This window comes from Rhodovibrio sodomensis, assembly GCF_016583645.1.
Taxonomy (GTDB): Bacteria; Pseudomonadota; Alphaproteobacteria; order Kiloniellales; family Rhodovibrionaceae; genus Rhodovibrio; species Rhodovibrio sodomensis.
In genome coordinates, this window is sequence record NZ_NRRL01000094.1 from 1 (window position 1) to 16589 (window position 16589).

At 70.3% G+C, this 16589-nt stretch carries 20 protein-coding genes and 1 pseudogene; 9 read left to right on the top strand and 12 right to left on the bottom strand.

Translation table 11 applies throughout. From position 1 onward, the window contains the following. Nucleotides 1–199: 199 nt before the first annotated feature. The 4 genes from CKO28_RS21020 to accC all read left to right on the top strand — a co-directional run bounded on the left by CKO28_RS21020 (nt 200) and on the right by accC (nt 3291). Nucleotides 200–859 carry a class I SAM-dependent methyltransferase gene (locus CKO28_RS21020; protein WP_200342784.1) on the top strand — a complete coding sequence of 220 codons (660 nt, stop codon included), beginning with the start codon at nt 200–202 and terminating at the stop codon, nt 857–859. A 125-nt stretch (nt 860–984) separates the two neighbouring features. Then, a complete protein-coding gene (aroQ, locus tag CKO28_RS21025; protein ID WP_200342785.1) occupies nt 985–1443 on the top strand; it encodes a type II 3-dehydroquinate dehydratase in 459 nt (152 codons plus the stop codon). Next, complete coding sequence (gene accB / locus CKO28_RS21030; RefSeq protein WP_200342786.1) at nt 1443–1922, top strand: acetyl-CoA carboxylase biotin carboxyl carrier protein; 480 nt, start codon at nt 1443–1445, stop codon at nt 1920–1922. Before aroQ ends, accB begins: the two co-directional genes overlap by 1 nt. A gap of 22 nt (nt 1923–1944) precedes the next feature. Continuing rightward, a complete protein-coding gene (accC, locus tag CKO28_RS21035; protein WP_200342787.1) occupies nt 1945–3291 on the top strand; it encodes an acetyl-CoA carboxylase biotin carboxylase subunit in 1347 nt (448 codons plus the stop codon). A 176-nt stretch (nt 3292–3467) separates the two neighbouring features. Here the strand turns inward: accC and CKO28_RS21040 are convergent, their stop codons facing one another. Continuing rightward, the gene (locus tag CKO28_RS21040; protein WP_200342788.1) at nt 3468–4196 is read right to left on the bottom strand and encodes a DUF1194 domain-containing protein; all 729 of its coding nucleotides are present in this window, start codon (nt 4194–4196) and stop codon (nt 3468–3470) included. Nucleotides 4197–4558: 362 nt separating this feature from the next. Between CKO28_RS21040 and CKO28_RS21045 the strand changes: the two genes are divergently transcribed. After that, a complete protein-coding gene (locus tag CKO28_RS21045; protein ID WP_200342789.1) occupies nt 4559–6307 on the top strand; it encodes a tetratricopeptide repeat protein in 1749 nt (582 codons plus the stop codon). 64 nt (nt 6308–6371) lie between these two features. Here the strand turns inward: CKO28_RS21045 and CKO28_RS21050 are convergent, their stop codons facing one another. Beyond that, nucleotides 6372–7025, bottom strand: coding sequence for an MliC family protein (locus CKO28_RS21050; protein WP_200342790.1), 654 nt, complete (start codon nt 7023–7025; stop codon nt 6372–6374). A 275-nt stretch (nt 7026–7300) separates the two neighbouring features. Here CKO28_RS21050 and aat point away from each other — a divergent pair, with 275 nt between their 5' ends. After that, complete coding sequence (aat, locus tag CKO28_RS21055) at nt 7301–8017, top strand: leucyl/phenylalanyl-tRNA--protein transferase (protein ID WP_200342791.1); 717 nt, start codon at nt 7301–7303, stop codon at nt 8015–8017. A 96-nt stretch (nt 8018–8113) separates the two neighbouring features. On the opposite strand, the gene CKO28_RS21060 is transcribed toward aat, so the two are convergent. Next, a complete protein-coding gene (locus CKO28_RS21060; protein WP_200342792.1) occupies nt 8114–8446 on the bottom strand; it encodes a hypothetical protein in 333 nt (110 codons plus the stop codon). Nucleotides 8447–8617: 171 nt separating this feature from the next. Between CKO28_RS21060 and CKO28_RS21065 the strand changes: the two genes are divergently transcribed. Continuing rightward, entirely contained in the window at nt 8618–9634 is a 1017-nt protein-coding gene (locus CKO28_RS21065) for a transcriptional regulator GcvA (RefSeq protein ID WP_200342793.1), read from the top strand. Then, complete coding sequence (locus CKO28_RS21070) at nt 9631–10197, top strand: septation protein A (protein WP_200342794.1); 567 nt, start codon at nt 9631–9633, stop codon at nt 10195–10197. The genes CKO28_RS21065 and CKO28_RS21070 overlap by 4 nt, the downstream gene beginning before the upstream one ends. 102 nt (nt 10198–10299) lie before the next feature. Here CKO28_RS21070 and CKO28_RS21075 read toward each other — a convergent pair whose 3' ends face one another. The 8 genes from CKO28_RS21075 to lpdA form a co-directional block, all read right to left on the bottom strand. Then, nucleotides 10300–10746, bottom strand: coding sequence for a DUF2155 domain-containing protein (locus tag CKO28_RS21075; protein ID WP_200342795.1), 447 nt, complete (start codon nt 10744–10746; stop codon nt 10300–10302). Further along, nucleotides 10746–11009 (bottom strand): hypothetical protein, encoded by a 264-nt coding sequence (locus tag CKO28_RS21080; protein WP_200342796.1) that lies wholly within the window; start codon nt 11007–11009, stop codon nt 10746–10748. Before CKO28_RS21080 ends, CKO28_RS21075 begins: the two co-directional genes overlap by 1 nt. An 89-nt stretch (nt 11010–11098) precedes the next feature. Continuing rightward, a complete protein-coding gene (locus tag CKO28_RS21085) occupies nt 11099–11902 on the bottom strand; it encodes a class I SAM-dependent methyltransferase (RefSeq protein WP_200342797.1) in 804 nt (267 codons plus the stop codon). Nucleotides 11903–11928: 26 nt separating this feature from the next. Then, on the bottom strand, nt 11929–12432 hold the full coding sequence (gene mlaD, locus CKO28_RS21090; RefSeq protein ID WP_200342798.1) for an outer membrane lipid asymmetry maintenance protein MlaD: 504 nt from the start codon (nt 12430–12432) through the stop codon (nt 11929–11931). 60 nt (nt 12433–12492) lie between these two features. Further along, complete coding sequence (locus CKO28_RS21095; RefSeq protein ID WP_200342799.1) at nt 12493–12873, bottom strand: NADH:ubiquinone oxidoreductase subunit NDUFA12; 381 nt, start codon at nt 12871–12873, stop codon at nt 12493–12495. Nucleotides 12874–13073: 200 nt separating this feature from the next. Beyond that, nucleotides 13074–13394, bottom strand: a complete 321-nt coding sequence (locus CKO28_RS21100) for a hypothetical protein (RefSeq protein WP_200342800.1) — start codon at nt 13392–13394, stop codon at nt 13074–13076. A 54-nt stretch (nt 13395–13448) separates the two neighbouring features. Further along, a complete protein-coding gene (locus CKO28_RS21105; RefSeq protein WP_200342801.1) occupies nt 13449–13736 on the bottom strand; it encodes a hypothetical protein in 288 nt (95 codons plus the stop codon). A 67-nt stretch (nt 13737–13803) separates the two neighbouring features. After that, on the bottom strand, nt 13804–15201 hold the full coding sequence (lpdA, locus tag CKO28_RS21110) for a dihydrolipoyl dehydrogenase (protein WP_200342802.1): 1398 nt from the start codon (nt 15199–15201) through the stop codon (nt 13804–13806). 375 nt (nt 15202–15576) lie between these two features. On the opposite strand from lpdA, the gene CKO28_RS21115 reads away from it, so the two are divergent. Beyond that, nucleotides 15577–16077 (top strand): Hsp20/alpha crystallin family protein, encoded by a 501-nt coding sequence (locus CKO28_RS21115; protein ID WP_200342803.1) that lies wholly within the window; start codon nt 15577–15579, stop codon nt 16075–16077. A gap of 310 nt (nt 16078–16387) precedes the next feature. Here the strand turns inward: CKO28_RS21115 and CKO28_RS28105 are convergent. Continuing rightward, nucleotides 16388–16589 (bottom strand): annotated as a pseudogene (locus tag CKO28_RS28105) (hypothetical protein); the annotation flags it as partial.

Here is a 16589-nt window from a genome sequence, read left to right on the forward strand (position 1 = left end):
GGGTATGGGATCGCTCATGAGGTGGTGTCGCCCCTTGCCGCTTCACGAAGCCTTAACGCTGACCGGCCGGGGTGCATTCGCCAATCCGACCGGCGGGCATCGGCCTTCCCGGGCATGAATATTCTCGTCGATTTGGCTTGAACGGGTGTATCGATATCAACTCCGCCCCATGGGCCCAACTGGAACACAGAACCATCCGATGCAATCCGCCGTCGCTTTCTGGGACAAGGCTGCCGAGAAATACGCGAAATCGCCGATCGGCGACGTCGAGGCCTACGAGTATACACTCGGCCGCACCCGCGCCTACCTCTCGCCCACGGACACCGTCCTGGAGCTCGGGTGCGGCACGGGATCGACGGCGCTTCTCCTCGCCGCCGACGTCGAGCGGCTGGTCGCCACCGACATTTCGGGCGCCATGATCGAAATCGCCGCCGGTAAAGCGCGCGCGCAGGGCGTATCCAACGTCGCCTTCCGGGCCGCGGGCCTGCTCGACGATGCCATCGATCCGGGACCGTACGACGCGGTGCTCGCGCTCAACCTCCTGCACCTTATCGACGACGTCGAGACCGCGCTGCGGCGGATCAACGGATTGCTGAAGCCGGGCGGCATTTTCGTCTCCAAGACGGTCTGCACGCCGGCTGCGGGCGCGCCGCTTAAGTTCCGCCTTCTGCGCGCGACGATTCCGATCATGCAGTTTGTCGGCCGGGCGCCGTTCGTCCGGTTCACGACGCGCGCGGACTTGGAACACCTGATCGCGGCCGCGGGTTTTCGGATCCTGGAAGCCGGCGACCATCCGGCCCCCAGCCGTTTCATCGTCGCTCGGAAAGAAGAGCCGGGCTCGGAAAGAAGAGCCGGCTAGGACGCCGACGAGCCGGGACCGGCCCCGGCACGGCGCCCGCCGATCCGCGACCTTAACCCACGTTGCACCCCCGCCGCCGGCTGTGCTAGCTATCACGCCGCTTGAACGGCGCTGACGAGGGCGGCTTGGCGCGCACCCACAAGATCCTGATTTTGAACGGACCGAACCTGAACCTCCTGGGCACCCGGGAGCCGGAGGTCTACGGCCGCGAGACGCTCGCCGACGTCGAGCGCGCGTGCCGCAAGACCGCCGACACGCTCGGTCTGGAGATCGACTTCCGGCAGTCCAACCACGAGGGCGAGCTGGTCGACTGGATCCAGGAGGCGCGCGCCGGCCACGCCGGGATCGTGATCAACGCCGGGGCGTACAGCCACACCTCGGTCGCGATCCTGGACGCGCTGCAGGCCGTGCAGCGGCCGGTGATCGAGGTCCACCTGTCCAACCTGTTCAAGCGCGAGCCGTTCCGCCACCACAGCTACATCAGCCAGGCGGCGCAGGGCGTCATCTGCGGCCTTGGGGCCGCCGGCTACCTGTATGCGCTGGATGCCCTTGGCCGACGCCTGAGCGCCGAAGGAGAGGCCTGATGGCCGACGACCAGAGCCACGATTTCGGCTTCGACGAGGAGTTGGTGCGCCGCCTGAGCCACCTGCTCAAGGAAACCGACCTCTCGGAGATCGAGTACGAGACCGGCGGCCACCGCATCCGGGTCGCCCGGCAGATCAACGTCCAGGCCACCGCGCCGGCCGCCCCCGCCCAGCCCGCGCCGGCCGGCGGCGAACCGGCGAGCGCGCCCAAGCCCGGCCCGGAAGCGACCGCCGAACAGGTCCCGCCGGGCGCCGTCACCTCGCCCATGGTGGGCACGGTGTACGTCGGCCCGGACCCGAACTCCGCGCCGTTCGTGCAGGTCGGCGACCAGGTCAGCGAGGGCCAGACCCTGCTGATCATCGAGGCGATGAAGGTGATGAACCCGATGCCCGCCCCGCGCGCCGGCACGGTGACGCAGATCATGATCAGCGACGGCCAGCCGGTCGAGTTCGGCGAGCCGCTGCTGGTCCTCGAATAGGCCGGGCGAAGGGCCACCCGCCATGTTCCACAAGGTGCTGATCGCCAACCGCGGCGAGATCGCGCTGCGCATCCACCGCGCCTGCCGCGAGATGGGCATCCACACGGTCGCGGTGCACTCCACCGCCGACGCCAACGCCATGCACGTGCGCCTGGCGGACGAAAGCGTGTGCATCGGCCCGCCCGCCTCCAAGGACAGCTATCTGAACATGGCGGCGATCCTGTCGGCCGCCACGATCACCGGCGCCGACGCGATCCATCCCGGCGTCGGCTTCCTGTCGGAAAACGCCGACTTCGCCAACATGGTGCGCGAGCACGGCATGACCTTCATCGGCCCGGACCCGGAGCATTTGCGCTCGATGGGCGACAAGGTCACCGCCAAGCAGACCATGAAGGACCTGGGCGTTCCGGTGGTCCCCGGCTCCGACGGCGCGGTCACCGACGACGACGAGGCCTGGGCGATCGCCGACCGGATCGGCTACCCGGTGCTGGTCAAGGCGGCGGCCGGCGGCGGCGGCCGCGGCATGAAGGTCGCGCACAAGCGCGAGCAGATGCACGACGCGCTCAACATGGCCCGGAACGAGGCGCGCAACGCGTTCGGCTCGGACGCCGTCTACCTGGAAAAGTACCTGGGCCACCCGCGCCACATCGAGGTGCAGGTGGTCGGCGACAACCACGGCAACGCCGTCCACCTGGGCGAGCGCGACTGCTCGCTGCAGCGCCGCCACCAGAAGCTGCTGGAGGAAGGCCCGTCGCCCGCGCTCACCCAGGAGCAGCGCGACTGGATCGGCCAGCGCGCGGTCGAGGCGACGCGCGGCATGGGCTACCGCTCGGTCGGCACCTTCGAGTTCCTGTTCGAGGACGGCGAGTTCTACTTCATCGAAATGAACACCCGGCTGCAGGTCGAGCACCCGGTGACCGAGGCGATCACCGGCGTCGACCTGGTGCGCGAGCAGATCCGGGTCGCCGCCGGCCTGCCGCTCGGGTTCAGGCAGGACGACGTGGAATTCCGCGGCCACGCCATCGAATGCCGGATCAACGCGGAGGACCCGCGCACCTTCGCCCCCTCGCCCGGTCAGGTGACCAACTACCATGCGCCCAGCGGCCTGGCGGTGCGCGTCGACAGCGGGCTCTACAGCGGCTATCGGATCCCGCCGTTCTACGACAGCCTGGTCGCCAAGCTGATCGTCTCCGGCACCACCCGCGCGGAATGCCTGCGCCGGCTCAACCGCGCGCTCGAGGAGTTCGTGATCGAGGGCATCTCGACCACCATCCCGCTGCACGCCGAGCTGATCCACGAACCGGACTTCATCTCCGGCGACTACGACATCCACTGGCTGCAACGCTACGTCGACGCGAAGGGCGGGTAGGCGTCAGCCGCGGACCCGTGCGGCACGCCAGCGCGCCTGGCGGGCGCCGGCGCCCGGCGACACCGGCGCTTGACCGCGATGGCGCGGCGGCCGGCCCAACACGGAACAGGGGGCCTCTTGCGGGAGGCCCCCTGTCGAGTCAGCCGTTGGTCGTCGGATCGCGGCGGGTCAGACGCTTAGGCGGCGAGGCGACGACGGCCGACCGCACCCAGAGCGATCAGGCCGAGGCCCAGCAGGGCCGCAGTCGCCGGGACCGGGATGGTGCCGAGCTCGGTGCGGACCTTGTTCTCCAGCACCGGCTGCAGGTCGGCGAAGCTGTTCGCGCTGAACACCTGGCCGTCGCCGGTCATGAACGAGCAGTTGCCGGCACCGACCGCAAGGCAGTTGACCGCGGAGTAACCGCCACCGACCGCGTCATTCGTGGCGACAACCGGGCTGGCACCGGCGTTGTTGCCGGCGTCCGTCGACACGTCGATCAGCTTGCTGAAGTTGGTCGCGATCTCAGCGGCCGGCAGTCCGGCCAGGAAGGCGTCCATGTCGCTGCGGCCCAGGTTGATGCCGTCGCCGATGGCGGTCGAGCCATTGAGCTGGGTCATCGCATTGATCGACGCGATCAGGGTGGCCCGGTCGGCTTCGTTATTGATCCGGATCGCGGTCTGCTCGATCTGCGCGTTCGAGGAGAACTGGACGACGTTGATCACGACGCTGCCGTCGGCTTTCAGAACCGACGCGTCGGCGAACACGGTCGCGTAAGCATCCCGCTGCACTTCGAAGTCACCGCTGCTGATGCTGCCGGAGCCGTCGATGACGATGCTAAGCGCGGTCTGGACCGGGGCGGCTTGAGCGCCGGTCGCGGCCACCAGGCCGAAAGCCATGCACGCTGAAAGTGCGAATTTCTTGAGCATTGTGCCCTCCGTGATTGCGGTCTTGCGGCCCCTACCGATCGACGAACCGCCGACGCATTGGTCAGCAAGTCCCGTGCCAAATTAACTATATTTGCAATATCAGGTGCTTACGGCGCCTCTGCGCAGACTTCGCGCGTTACTTGTATCGACATGTTTACAGCCGGCGACACCGGCGCGCCGTGCAGTGTCAAAATCCCCGACTGCCCACCGCCGCGCAGGGCTTTCCACGGGCGTGCTAACCTCGGATCAGCACGCCAAGTTCGAGCCTTCCAACTCCGCGCGACCTCGCCGTCTCGCTTCAAAGTTGCGACAGCCGGACTTTGCAATTGGCGAGACACCGCTTGATGAGGAATTGACGCGCTATGCAGTCTGCAAAGGCCTTCGCGCTGGCGGGTGTGGCGACCGCCGCCCTGCTTTACGGCGATCCGGCGGTCGCCGCCCTGCCCGAAACCGCACCCGCAACCGCGCCCGCAACCGCGGCGGTCGAGCGTCCGGGTCCGTCCGCACCCCTTCAACTGCGCGCGCCGGCCGGCGCGCGGCAGGTTGGCGCCGTCCGGCTCGCCGCGGCCGACGACGCGGCGATCCGGTCGTCCGACCTGCCGCAGGCGCTGAGCGACCCGGCGGTCGCCGACGACCGCGTCGCCGCGATCGTCGCGCAGCTGCGCAACCGGGCGTTCGACAAGGCCCTGCTGATGGCTCAGGCGCTGGAAGAAGAGCGTCCGGGCAGCGCGCTGCCGTTGCATCTGCAGGCGCTCGCCCTGTGGGCGAAGGACAGGCGCGCCGCGGCGATCGAACGCCTTGAGAGCGCGCATCTGATCGCGCCCGGCGACACCGGCGTGGCCTACGACCTGGCGCGGTTCTATCGCGCGGCCGACCGGCCGGAGGCGGCGCTCAAGCTGATCCAGAAGGTGCGGGCGGCCGATCCGCATGCGCCGCGCGCCAAGTTCGAGGCCGCCCTGATCCACGGCAGTCTGGGCGACAACCAGACGATGGCCCGCCTGCTGGGCGAAGCCGTGGACGCCGATCCGGAGTTCGCATCGGCGCGCCTCTATCTGGCCCGCCTGCAGATGCTGCAAGGCGCCCCGGACCAGGCGCTCGCGACGGTCCAGGCGGCCCCGCCCGCGCAGTCGGCGCAGCCGGAGATGCTGGAGGCGCTGGGCCAGGCGCAGCTGCGGCTGAACCGCCCGGCGGACGCGGCGGCGACGTTCGACCGCCTGATCGCGGTCGCGCCCGAGGAGCCGGGAGCGTATCTGTCCGCCGGGCAGGCGCGGTTGGCGACCGGCGAGGCCGAGCGGGCGGCGGCACTGCTCAGCCGGGCGCGCACGCTCGCCCCGCAGTCCAAGGCGATCGCAATCAACCTCGCCGAGGCGCAGATCCGCGCGGGCCAGGGGTTCCAGGCGGGAACGACCCTGGCCGACCTGCAGGCGGCCTACCCGGACGACGCGGAAGTAGTCGCGCTGAGCGGCCGGTACGCCTTCGCGGTCGACGGCGATCCGGCGGCGGCCGAACGGGCCTATCAGCGCGCCCTGGACCTGCAGCCGACCGAACAGCTTGCGGTGACGCTCGCCCGGATCCAGCTGCAGGACGGCCGCGTCGCGGCGGCGATCCGGACCCTGCAAGACTGGGTCGCGCAGCACCCGGAATCGCGGCAGGCGCGCCAGGCGGCCGGCGAGATCCAGCTGTCGCACGGCGACTACGCCGGCGCGGCGCGGACCTACGGCGAGCTCGTCCGGCTGGCGCCGGCCAATGCTGGCTACCTGAACAACCACGCCTGGTCGCTGGCCGCGACCGGCGCCCTGGAAGAAGCTCTGATCACCGCCGAGAAAGCCATGGCGGCCGCGCCGGACCAGCCGGCGATCCTGGACACGCTGGGCAGCGTGCTGCTGAAGCTGGACCGACCGGCCGAGGCGGTGACCGCACTGCGCAAGGCGGTCGCGCTCGCGCCGACCCGCGGCGATATCCGCCTGACCTATGCCGAGGCGCTGGCCGCGGCCGGTCAAAGCGCGGCGGCCCGCGACGAGCTGCGTCGGATCGGCGCGAACGGTCTGCCGCAGGCGATGGAGCAGCGCCGCCTGTCGCTCGCCGACCGGTTGTCGATGGCGCGGCCGTAGGGTCCGACCGGGCCGGCCCGCGGCGCCGTTCCCCCGCCGCGCCCGCGCCGGCGGGGGAACGGCGTCACCGCGACTGCAGCCAGCGCCCGCAGCCCTCGAAGGTTTCGCCGTCGATCGTCAGCAGCACGGTCGCCGGGTAGGCCCACCCGTTCATCGAATCGGTGCACGGGATGTCGCGGGCGCGCAGGCGCAGGTCGCCGGGGCGCGCGGTGCCGCGCCAGCGGGTGGCGCCGGTGCCGGTTTCGGACTGCACCACCGGCGCGGTGACGATCCGGGCACCGTAGTCGAGCGTCGCCTCGATCCGACCGTGCGCGACCTCGGCGTGCCACCCCGGCTCCTGCCCGGCCGCACGGAACTCCGCGCCGCGCGCCGCGGCGGCCGCCCAGGGGGCGGACCCGTCGGGCCGCAGCTCGCAGTCGACCGCCGCGCCGCCGGCCGGCGTGAAGGTCGCCTCGTCGCCGCTGTCCCAGAAGCTCAGCCCGGCACCGGTGTAGCGCGCGCCGGACGCGGTGGCGACGCGGTTCAGCCGCACCGCCGAGCGGCCCGGCGGGATCAGCTTGACGGTGTCCGCCTCGGTCACCAGCACTTCGAGATGACTGCCGTCCTCGCACGCGTAGGCCAAGGTCCGGCCCGGCTTGGACTCGGTCGTCTTCGGCGTGCCGGCACAGCCAGCCAGGAGCGCCGCGAGGGCGACGGCGATCCAGGTCCGGTGCAGCATACGGTTGGTTCCTTCGGCCATGGTCGGGGACGACGGGCCGCGCACGGCAAGCCGGCGCCCATCGGCGTCGAGACTCGCTGCCCTGCTCCGGTGCGCGCAAGCGGCCATCGCGTGACAGGGGGATGACGCTCGCCGGACGGCGGGGCCGCCCGCGCGGCGCGGACTGGCTGGACAGCCGCTCGCCTCGCCTGGACAATCGGGGTAGACTCGCAAGCGCGAAAAAAGGCGCAGACGCGCGCGAAGCGGACACCAGACGCGGGCCGAACGACGACACGATGGAACTGACCCCGGATCTGTTGCTGCGCGCCTACGCCGTCGGGATCTTCCCGATGGCGGAAAGCCGCCGCGACCACGAAATCCACTGGATCGATCCGGAAGTGCGCGGCGTCATCCCGCTGGAGAATTTCAACGTGCCGCGCCGGCTGCGGCGCACCGTGCGCAAGCGGGTGTTCGAGGTCACCGCCGACCGCGCCTTCCGCGAGGTCATCGCCGCCTGCGCCCAGCCGTCGGAAAACCGCCCGGATACCTGGATCAACCCGACGATCGAGCGGCTGTACCGCGACCTGCACCAGCTCGGATTCGGCCATTCGGTCGAGTGCTGGCAGGACGGCGAGCTGGTCGGCGGGCTGTACGGCGTCGCCCTCGGCGGGGCGTTTTTCGGCGAAAGCATGTTCTCCCGCGTCACCGACGCCAGCAAGGTGGCGCTGGTGCACTTGGTGGCGCGGCTGGAGACCGGCGGCTTCAAGCTGCTGGACACGCAGTTCACCACGCCGCATTTGAACCAGTTCGGCGCCATCGACATCCGCCGGGAACACTACCGCCAACGGCTGTCGGACGCCGTGCCCACCGCCGCGGAGTTCCCGCGCGAGATTCGGGCCGCGCAGTTGCACGACTTCCTGCAACGCCACGGCCGGGCGACCACCCCCGAGACGCCTGCCGCGAAGTCCCCCGGGACCGACGACCAGACCGACGGGGAGGCCGCCGAAGGCTGACGCGCCGGCGGCGCAGCCCCGACCTGCCGGACACGAAAACGGGCCCGACCGCGCTGGCCGGACCCGTTTCGTTCGGGCCGCCGGAGACGCCGCCGATCAGCGGCGCGCGTCCGGCTGCCCCGGCGTGCCGTCTGGCCTGGGCGCCCAGTAGGCCTGCGGCCCCAGCAGGCCCTGCAGCAACGGCGAGGACCGGCCGGCGTCCGGGGTGTTGACGCCGAGGTCCATCCGCACGGCTTCCGGCAGGCGGGACAGCTCCGCCGCGCTCATCCGGGCGGCCTTGCGCCGGGCGCGGGCCTGGGCCCCGCGCTCGACCCGCCGGGCCAGCACCGCCAGCACGGCGGCGGTGCGGGTTCTGAAGCCGGCCGCCGTGGCGGCCGCCGGCTGAGGGGTCGCAGCGGCGGTGTGGACAGGCTGGGTCAGCAGGCTCATGGCGGCGATCTCCTTGTCCGTTCCGGCGCGGAACACCCGCGCCTTTCAAATTTTCCTCATGGCGGGCGCTGGTCCCGCCGGCGCTTGAGGGGTATATTTGCGGCGGAACGTACAAGCCCGCAAACGACGATCTCTAAGCCGGGCGTTTAGGAAACTTTGAAAGACCTACGGATGCCCCGCGCCCTGCCCCCGCTGAACGGCCTGCGCGCCTTCGAGGCCGCGGGCCGTCACCTGTCGTTCACCAAGGCCGCGCAGGAACTGAACGTGACGCCGGCGGCGATCAGCCATCAGATCAAGGGATTGGAGGAGCACCTGCAGGTGCAGCTGTTCCGCCGGGAACCGCGGGCGCTGCTGCTCACCGACGCCGGCCAGCGCGCTCTGCCGGGCATCCGGGCGGCGTTCGAACGGTTGAGCGAGGCGGCGGACGAACTGCGCGCCGAGACCGCCGATAGCCGCACCCTGACCGTCTCCGCGGTGCCGTCGCTGTCGGCCAAGTGGCTGGTGCCGCGCCTCGACCGCTTCCGGCGCAGGCATCCGCAGATCGACGTGCGCCTGGACGCGACCGGCGACCTGGTCGATTTCCAGCGCGACGCGGACATCGACATGGGCATCCGGTTCGGCGCCGGCGATTACCCGGGACTGGACGCGGTCAAGCTGGTCGAAGGCCGCATCGTGCCGGTGTGCAGTCCCGAGCTGGCAAACGGCGATCCGCCGCTGCGCGAACCCGCCGATCTGCGCCATCACACCTTGATCCACACCAAATGGGGCGGCGGGCACACCGACCCGGACTGGGGCGAATGGCTGCGCAGCGCCGGGCTGGACGACATCGATGCGCGCCGCGGGCCGCAGTTCAACCAGACCGCGCACGCGCTGGAAGCCGCCATGCAGGGTCAGGGCGTGGTGCTGACGATGGAGGTGCTGATCGGCCAGGACCTGGCCCGCGGCCGTCTGGTCAAGCCGTTCGAGCTGACCGATTCGGGCACCAAGACCCGGACCTACTGGATCGTCGCCCCGCCGGCGAAGATGAAGCAGCCGCGCGTGCGCGCCTTCCGCGACTGGCTGCTTGACGAGATGGCGGCCACGCGCGAAGAGCGGGACCCGGTTGCGGGCGCCCCGTCCGCGCCGGCCGCCGGCGCGCGCGGCGCCGCGCCAGAGCACCCCAAGCCCGTGAGCGAGACCAAGCCTTGAGCGAACAGCGCGCCCCCGCCTGGCTTCGGCCGACGATCGACTACGGCCCGCTGGCGGTCTTCTTCGCCGCCTACATGATCGAGGGGCTGATGGCCGCCACCGCCGCGCTGATCGTGGCGACCCTGCTGGTGCTCGGCCTGTCGCTGGGGATCCAGCGCACGCTGCCCAAGCTGCCGCTGATCACCGCCGGCATCGTCACCGTGTTCGGCGGGCTGACGCTGGCGCTCGACGACCCGGCGTTCATCAAGATGAAGCCGACGATCGTGCAGGCGATCTTCGCGGTGGTGCTGCTGGGCGGGCTGGCGTTCGGCCGGGCGCTGTTGAAGCCGGTCCTGGGCATGGCGATGCCCTGGACGATCACCGAACGCGGCTGGCGCCAGCTGACCTTCCGCTGGGGCGTGTTCTTCGCCGCCATGGCGGCCTTGAACGAGGCGGTCTGGCGCACCCAGTCGACCGATTTCTGGGTCACCTTCAAGGTGTTCGGCCTGCTCGGCCTGACGATCCTGTTCGCGATGGCCCAGATGCCGCTGATGACCCGCGAGAAGGTCGAGGAAGAGGCGTAGGCGCCCGTCCTGGCCGGGGCGCAACGCTTGCGCCGATGGGTCCCTCTCCCTTGAGGGGAGAGGGGATTTTCGGCGCGAGCCCGGCCTACGGCCACTCCGGCATCACGGCCGCTCGGGGACCGCCTCGGGCGCGGGCGGCGCGTCGGTCGCGGCGCCGGGTTGCTCCAGCACCTTACAGGTCTTCACCCAGACGTCGTAGACCGGGTGCTCGAGGGCGTTCAGCGCGGGCGAGGAGGAGAACATCCAGCCGGTGAACACCGTCTTCGGCTCCCGGTCCGGGCGGATGTCGACGATCTCCAGGAACGCCTTGTTCTCCGGCGGCTCCTCGGGCGGCGCTTTCCAGCAGTGGTGCACGGTGATCTCCAACGTGCCGAACCGGTACGCGGAGCCGACCGGCACCTCGAAGGTGTCGGTGCGCGCGGTCACCTTGTCCAGGCCCTGCAGGACGACGACGTCGGCCTCGATCGCCCGCACCGGCACCGCGAACGGGCCGGCCAGCAGGCCGGCAGCCAGCAACGCGGCGGCGAGACGACACCCGAGCCGGCGCATCACGACCGCTCCGTCTGGGTATCGCCGCCGCCGGCTTTCTGGGCGGCGTAGGGGTTGTCCAGCCCGTCCATGAGGTCGTGCAGAACGCGGCGGACCTGCCGTTCGTCGCAGCCCATCAGGATGGCGTCTTCCAGCGCGTCCTGCGCCATCTCGCGGATTTCCTCCAGATTCTCGTTCAGAACCTTGAGCTTGTCGCGGCAGCCCACGGGCTGGCCGTCCGGCTGCTTCCATGTCGGGAACTGGCTGTCGCTGGGGTCCGCCATGACGGGCGTCCTCTCGGGTTCGGATAAGCGCCTGCCGGGACCCAGGTAAGCGGCCCGGACGCGCGGCACAAGTCGTTGAAATACCGGGTCTATGTGGCCGCTTTATGGACGACGAACCGGACCCGAACATAGTCTGCGACCCACCGGCCGTCGGGCGTGCGCAAGCTGGGCTCCAGCGCCGTGCGGATGTCGTCGACCAACTGGTCGCGCGCATCCGCGGGCACCTGCGCCAGGAAGCTCTCGGCGAACGTCGCGAGCCAGCCGGAGATGTCCGCCGGCAGGTCGGTCGGCCGGGCGAAGCGGTCCAGCGAGCCGACCGTGAAGCCGGCCGCCTCCAGCTGCGCGCGGTACTGCGCCGGGGTCGGGAAGTACCAGGGGTAGGCGCGCGTCACCTCGATCCCGCGCTGGGCGAGGGCGTTCGCGATCGCGCCGACGATGGCGGCGACGTTGCCCGCCCCGCCCAACTCGCCGACGAACCGGCCGCCCGGTTTGAGCACGCGCGCGACCTCGCCCAGCACCGGCTCCGGTTCGGTCATCCAGTGCAGGGCCGCGTTGGAAAGGACCGCGTCGAAGCTGGCGTCGGGATACGGCAGCGCCGCCGCGTCGGCGACCTGCACATCGAGCCCGCGGCCCCGCGCGGCGGCGACCAGCTGGGGGCTGAGGTCGACGCCGGTGAGCCGCGCGCCGCCGGCCGCGGCCTCCTGCGTCAGCCGGCCGTCGCCGCAGCCGAGGTCGAGGATCCGCTCGCCCGCCTGGGGCGCCAGCAGGTCCAGCAACGGCCGGCCGAGTTCGGCGACGAAGCCGGCCTCGCGCTGGTAGCGTTCCGGGTTCCAGTGCTGCGCCACCGGCCCGTCGCCGGCATGGCCTCCCGCGATGCCCAGAGTGTCGCCCATCGAAAAACCCGCACGGGGCCCCTATGCTAGTTGCCGCCGGGCACGGCCGACCCGCCGCCCGGCAGACCGCCGCCGCCGCCGGCGCCGCTATCGCCGCTGGAGAACATGAAGCGGCCGATCAGGTCGATCAGGTTGACCGCGCCCTGGGTGTACTGGATCCGCCCGCCGGCCGGGATCGTCTCCTGCGCCCCGCCGGGCTCAAGGTTGACGTAGTTGCCGCCCAGCAGACCCTCCGGGACGATCCGCGCGCTGGTATCCCGCGGCAGGCGGATGTCGTTCTGGATCGCCATCGTCACTTCGGCGAAGTAGGTGTTCGGGTTCAGCCTCTGCTCCACCACGGAGCCGATCTTGACCCCGGCCATCCGGACGTCGGTGCCGGGGGTTACGCCCTGCGCGTTATCGAACTGCGCGGTAACGCGGTAGCCGTCGACCGAACTGACCCCGGTCGCGGAGAAGGCGAACGCGACGAAGCCCACGGCGACCAGGATCACCGCGGCGCCCATGATGGTCTCGATGATATTGCGGCGCATGCGCTTGAACCAGCCTCCGGCCCGCGGCCCGAAAGCCGCCGGCGCGTGAATGTGCTCAGGTCAGGACGGCAGCCAGGGCTCGTAGTCCCCGGTGCCTTTCGCCCGCTTACCCCCGCGCAGCGTGTGGCCCGGCGGGCGATACGCCTCCGCGGTCATGGTGCGGTTGGGCGCATGTTCCTTTTCCCACGGCTTGCGGTCGGGCACGCCGCCGTCGGCCGGCGGCTCGTCGGTGATGTGGTGCAGCCAGGCGTGCCAGGCCGGCGGCACCCGCGAGGCCTCCGGCGCGCCGTTGTAGAGCACCCAGCGCTTCTCGCTGGAGGACAGCAGCCCCGGGGCCCGGTGGGCGTTCGGGTTGCGATAGTACTGGTTGCCGAACTGGTCCTCGCCGACGTGGATGCCGTGGCGCCGGGTATAGAGCCGGGTGACGAGACTGTTGCGCATGGTTTTCGGGTCTGAGCTCTGGATTTCGGCCGGCCGCCGCAGCGCGGCAGGCCGTGTCGCAGCTGGGTCGCAGCCGGTGATCTGGGCGCGGACTATGGCACCCCGCCCGCGGTCCGTCCAGGGCGCGCGGCGCCCGCCCGCGCCCGCCGTCCAAGCGGGTGCGCTGTGCAAGCTGTTCACCGAACAACCGGCGCCACCTCTCAGCGGCGCAGCCGGGCGGCGATCCGGCGGCGGGTGGCGTCGAGCCGGCGGGCGGTGTGCGGGTAGCGGCGGGTCAGGGAGCGTCGGACCAGCCGGGCGGTCGGCGAGACGCGCACCAGCACCACGAGCGCCAGCCCGACCATCAGCCCGCCCAACGGCAGCGGCGTGACGAACACCGCCAGCCCGGCGATCAGCAGCGCGGTCGCGCCGAGCGCGGCCAGCCGGCGCGCGAGCGGCCGCGGCTTACGCGGCCGCGCCGATCGGGACGGCGGCGCGTCCCGGCCCTGGGGCTCTGCGGGTGGCGGGTCGCTGCGGGCCATGGCGCCGACAGCCTAGCCACGGCCGGTTACAGCTTCGGGTCGATGGCCGCGGGTTCACCGCCCGCCGCCGGGACCGTCGCGCGGCGGTTCGGAGGTCGGCGTACCGCTGACCTTGGCGTGCAGCTCGCGCAGTTTGCCCTCGCCCGTCGCCAGCGCCCGGGCGGCGCTCGGGAACCGCTTCTCCAGATCCGCCCGGCGGTCGCGCACCCAGGGCTGCTCGAACGACAGCAGATACAGCCCGAGGGCGAGCAGCAGGACGCCCTGCAGCAGGTCGTCGAACAGGTCGAGGGCGCCGAAAATGCCGAACCCCCAACCGAGGACGAGCACGAGCGCGCGTTGCATCGGGTCCGCTCCGTGAGACCGGTTAGCCAGGCGCGGGGCGCCTGGGGAACGAGCGAGAAATCTTGCTCTAGCTGTGGATCGGCTTGGCGTTGACCGCCATGGCGGCTTCCTTGACCGCCTCGTTCAGCGTCGGGTGGCCGTGGAAGGCGCGCGCGATGTCCTCGCTGGTGGCCTGGAACTCCATCGCCATGACCGCCTCGTGGATCAGGTTGCCGGCCTCCGGCCCCATCGCGTGGACGCCCAGCACGCGGTCGGTCTTGGCGTCGGCCAGCACCTTGATGAAGCCTTCGGTGAAGCCGTTCGCGCGGGCGCGGGAATTGGCGGCGTTGGAGAACTTGCCGACCTTGTAGTCGATCCCGCGCTGCTTCAGCTCCTCCTCGTTGCGGCCGACGTAGGCGATCTCGGGCCAGGTATAGACGATCCCGGGACAGGTCTCGTAGTTCACGTGGCCCCTGTGGCCGGCCAGCTGCTCGGCCAGCGCCACGCCCTCCTCCTCGGCCTTGTGCGCCAGCATCGGGCCCGGAATGACGTCGCCGATGGCGTAGACGCCGGGGAGGTTGGTGGCGAAGTGATCGTCGACCTGGATCACCCCGCGCTTGTCCATCTCGATCCCCATTTCCTCGGCGCCCAGGCCGTGGGTGTAGGGCTTGCGCCCGATCGCGACCAGCACGACGTCGGCCTGGATTTCCTCCGGCTCGCCGCCCTTGGCGGGCTCGACGGTCAGGGTGACGCCGGACTTGGTGGTCTTGGCGCCGGTCACCTTGGTGCCGAGCTTGAAGTTGAAGCCCTGCTTGTCGAGGAAGCGCTTGAACTGCTTGCCGAGCTCGCCGTCCATCCCGGGCAGCAGGCGGTCGAGGTACTCGACGACCGTGACCTCGGCGCCCAGACGGTGCCAGACCGCGCCCATCTCCAGGCCGATGTAGCCGCCGCCGATCACCACCATGTGCTTGGGCACCTTGGCGAGCTCGAGCGCGCCGGTCGACGAGACGATCTTCTTCTCGTCGACCTCCACCCCCGGCAGGTCGGCGTGGGTCGAGCCGGTGGCGATCACGATGTGCTCGGCGGCGAGCTTGTCCTTGCCGTCGACCGTGACCTCGCCTTGCGCGGTGATCTTGCCGGTGCCGGCGATGTAGGTAACCTTGTTTTTCTTGAACAGCCCCTCGATCCCCTGGGTGAGCGACTTCACCACCTGGTCCTTGCGGCCCAGCATGGTCTTGAGGTCGAGCTCCGCCTTCGAGATCTTGATGCCGTGCTGCGCCAGCTCGCCCTGGGTTTCCTCGAACTTCTCGCTCGATTGCAGCAGCGCCTTGGACGGGATGCAGCCGACGTTAAGGCAGGTGCCGCCGAGCGCACCGCGCTTTTCCACGCAGGCCACCTGGAGGCCCAACTGGGCGGCCTTGATGGCGCACACGTAACCGCCGGGCCCGCCGCCGATGACGACAAGATCGTAGGACTGATCGCTCATGGCTTGCGCTTGCTGCTCCCTGGTCTGATGGGGTCCGCGTGCGAACGTCCGCGGACAACGGCCACGCGGCGGCGGCGCCTAAGGGCGGGACGACGGCGCGATGCCGGGAATCGCGCCGCGGACAGTGCCCGAAACCGCCCCCCGGAACAAGGCCCGGGCTGGGCCGTCGCAGGCGCAGGGCCCAACCCACCTCTTGAAACGCTAAGCCGCTGCACTAGCTGGATAAATGACGGCGAAGGTCGGAGTGCGGAGATCGCAACGGGGCAAGGTTCCGTGCCGTCCGCGACCCTCGCCGCAGGCGAAACCGGCTTCCAGGGAGAGCCAGGGCATAACGTAGGGTTGTTCACTTCAGGACAGACAAGGGAGGTGATAGCCATGCGTCGGACCCTGTTCCCGGTGACCAACACCGACCTGACCAACCAGACCGGCCGCAACGTGCCGTTCCGCGATCCGTTCGCCGCGCTGCAGACCGAGATGAACCGGCTGTTCGACGATGTCTGGAACGGCTTCGGCCCCCCGGCGTCGAACGCGGAAGGCGTGATCGCCGCGCCGCGGGTCGACCTGAAGGAAGACGATTCCAACTGGTACATCACCGCGGAGCTGCCGGGCATGAGCGAGGACGACGTCGAGGTGACCTACGATGACGGCGTCCTGCGGATCGCCGGCGAGAAGAAGCAGGAGCACGAGGACCAGGGCCGCAACGTCCATGTGACCGAGCGGGCCTACGGTCGCTTCGAGCGCCAGCTGCCGCTTGGGCACGGCGTCAAGGAGGAGCAGATCGACGCCTCCTTCAAGGATGGCGTTCTGACCATCACCGCGCCCAAGGCGGCCGAGAAGGAGCAGACCAAGAGGATCAGCGTGAAGCGCGCGGCCTGAGCGCTGAGCCCGCCCCTTCCACCTAGAGGCACATCGGCGGCTTCCGGCTTGACGCGGCTGGAAGCCGCTTTTTCGTGCGCTTTCCAGAGGTAGACAAGCCCGCACACGTGCGCTGGCGGCACCAACTGATCCCCCCTCCACTGGGAGGGGGTAGGGGAGGCGGTTGCCCGCGGCCTGCGAGACTGTGCAAACCTCCTCACCTGGCCGCGCCCGTCGAGGAGGCTTTTGCACGGGCGCTTCAGCACCCGTCAGCGCTGCGTCGAGACGCCCCGCTGCGCGGGGCTCCTCAGCATAAAGCTCAATTATACCCCTAACCTTCCAAAATCCGAAAATCTTGGTGGGTTATGATGCGGAAGTTGTCGGACACCTGTTCCCTGAATGTCTTCCATTCTCTTGGAATAGTGTCTCGAAAGAACACCAGGATAGCATCGGCGAATTGTTTCCGGGTGGGGTAATGACGGTTGTGCGTCACGCGCTGATGCATGACCGCCCATAATCGCTCGATCGGGTTC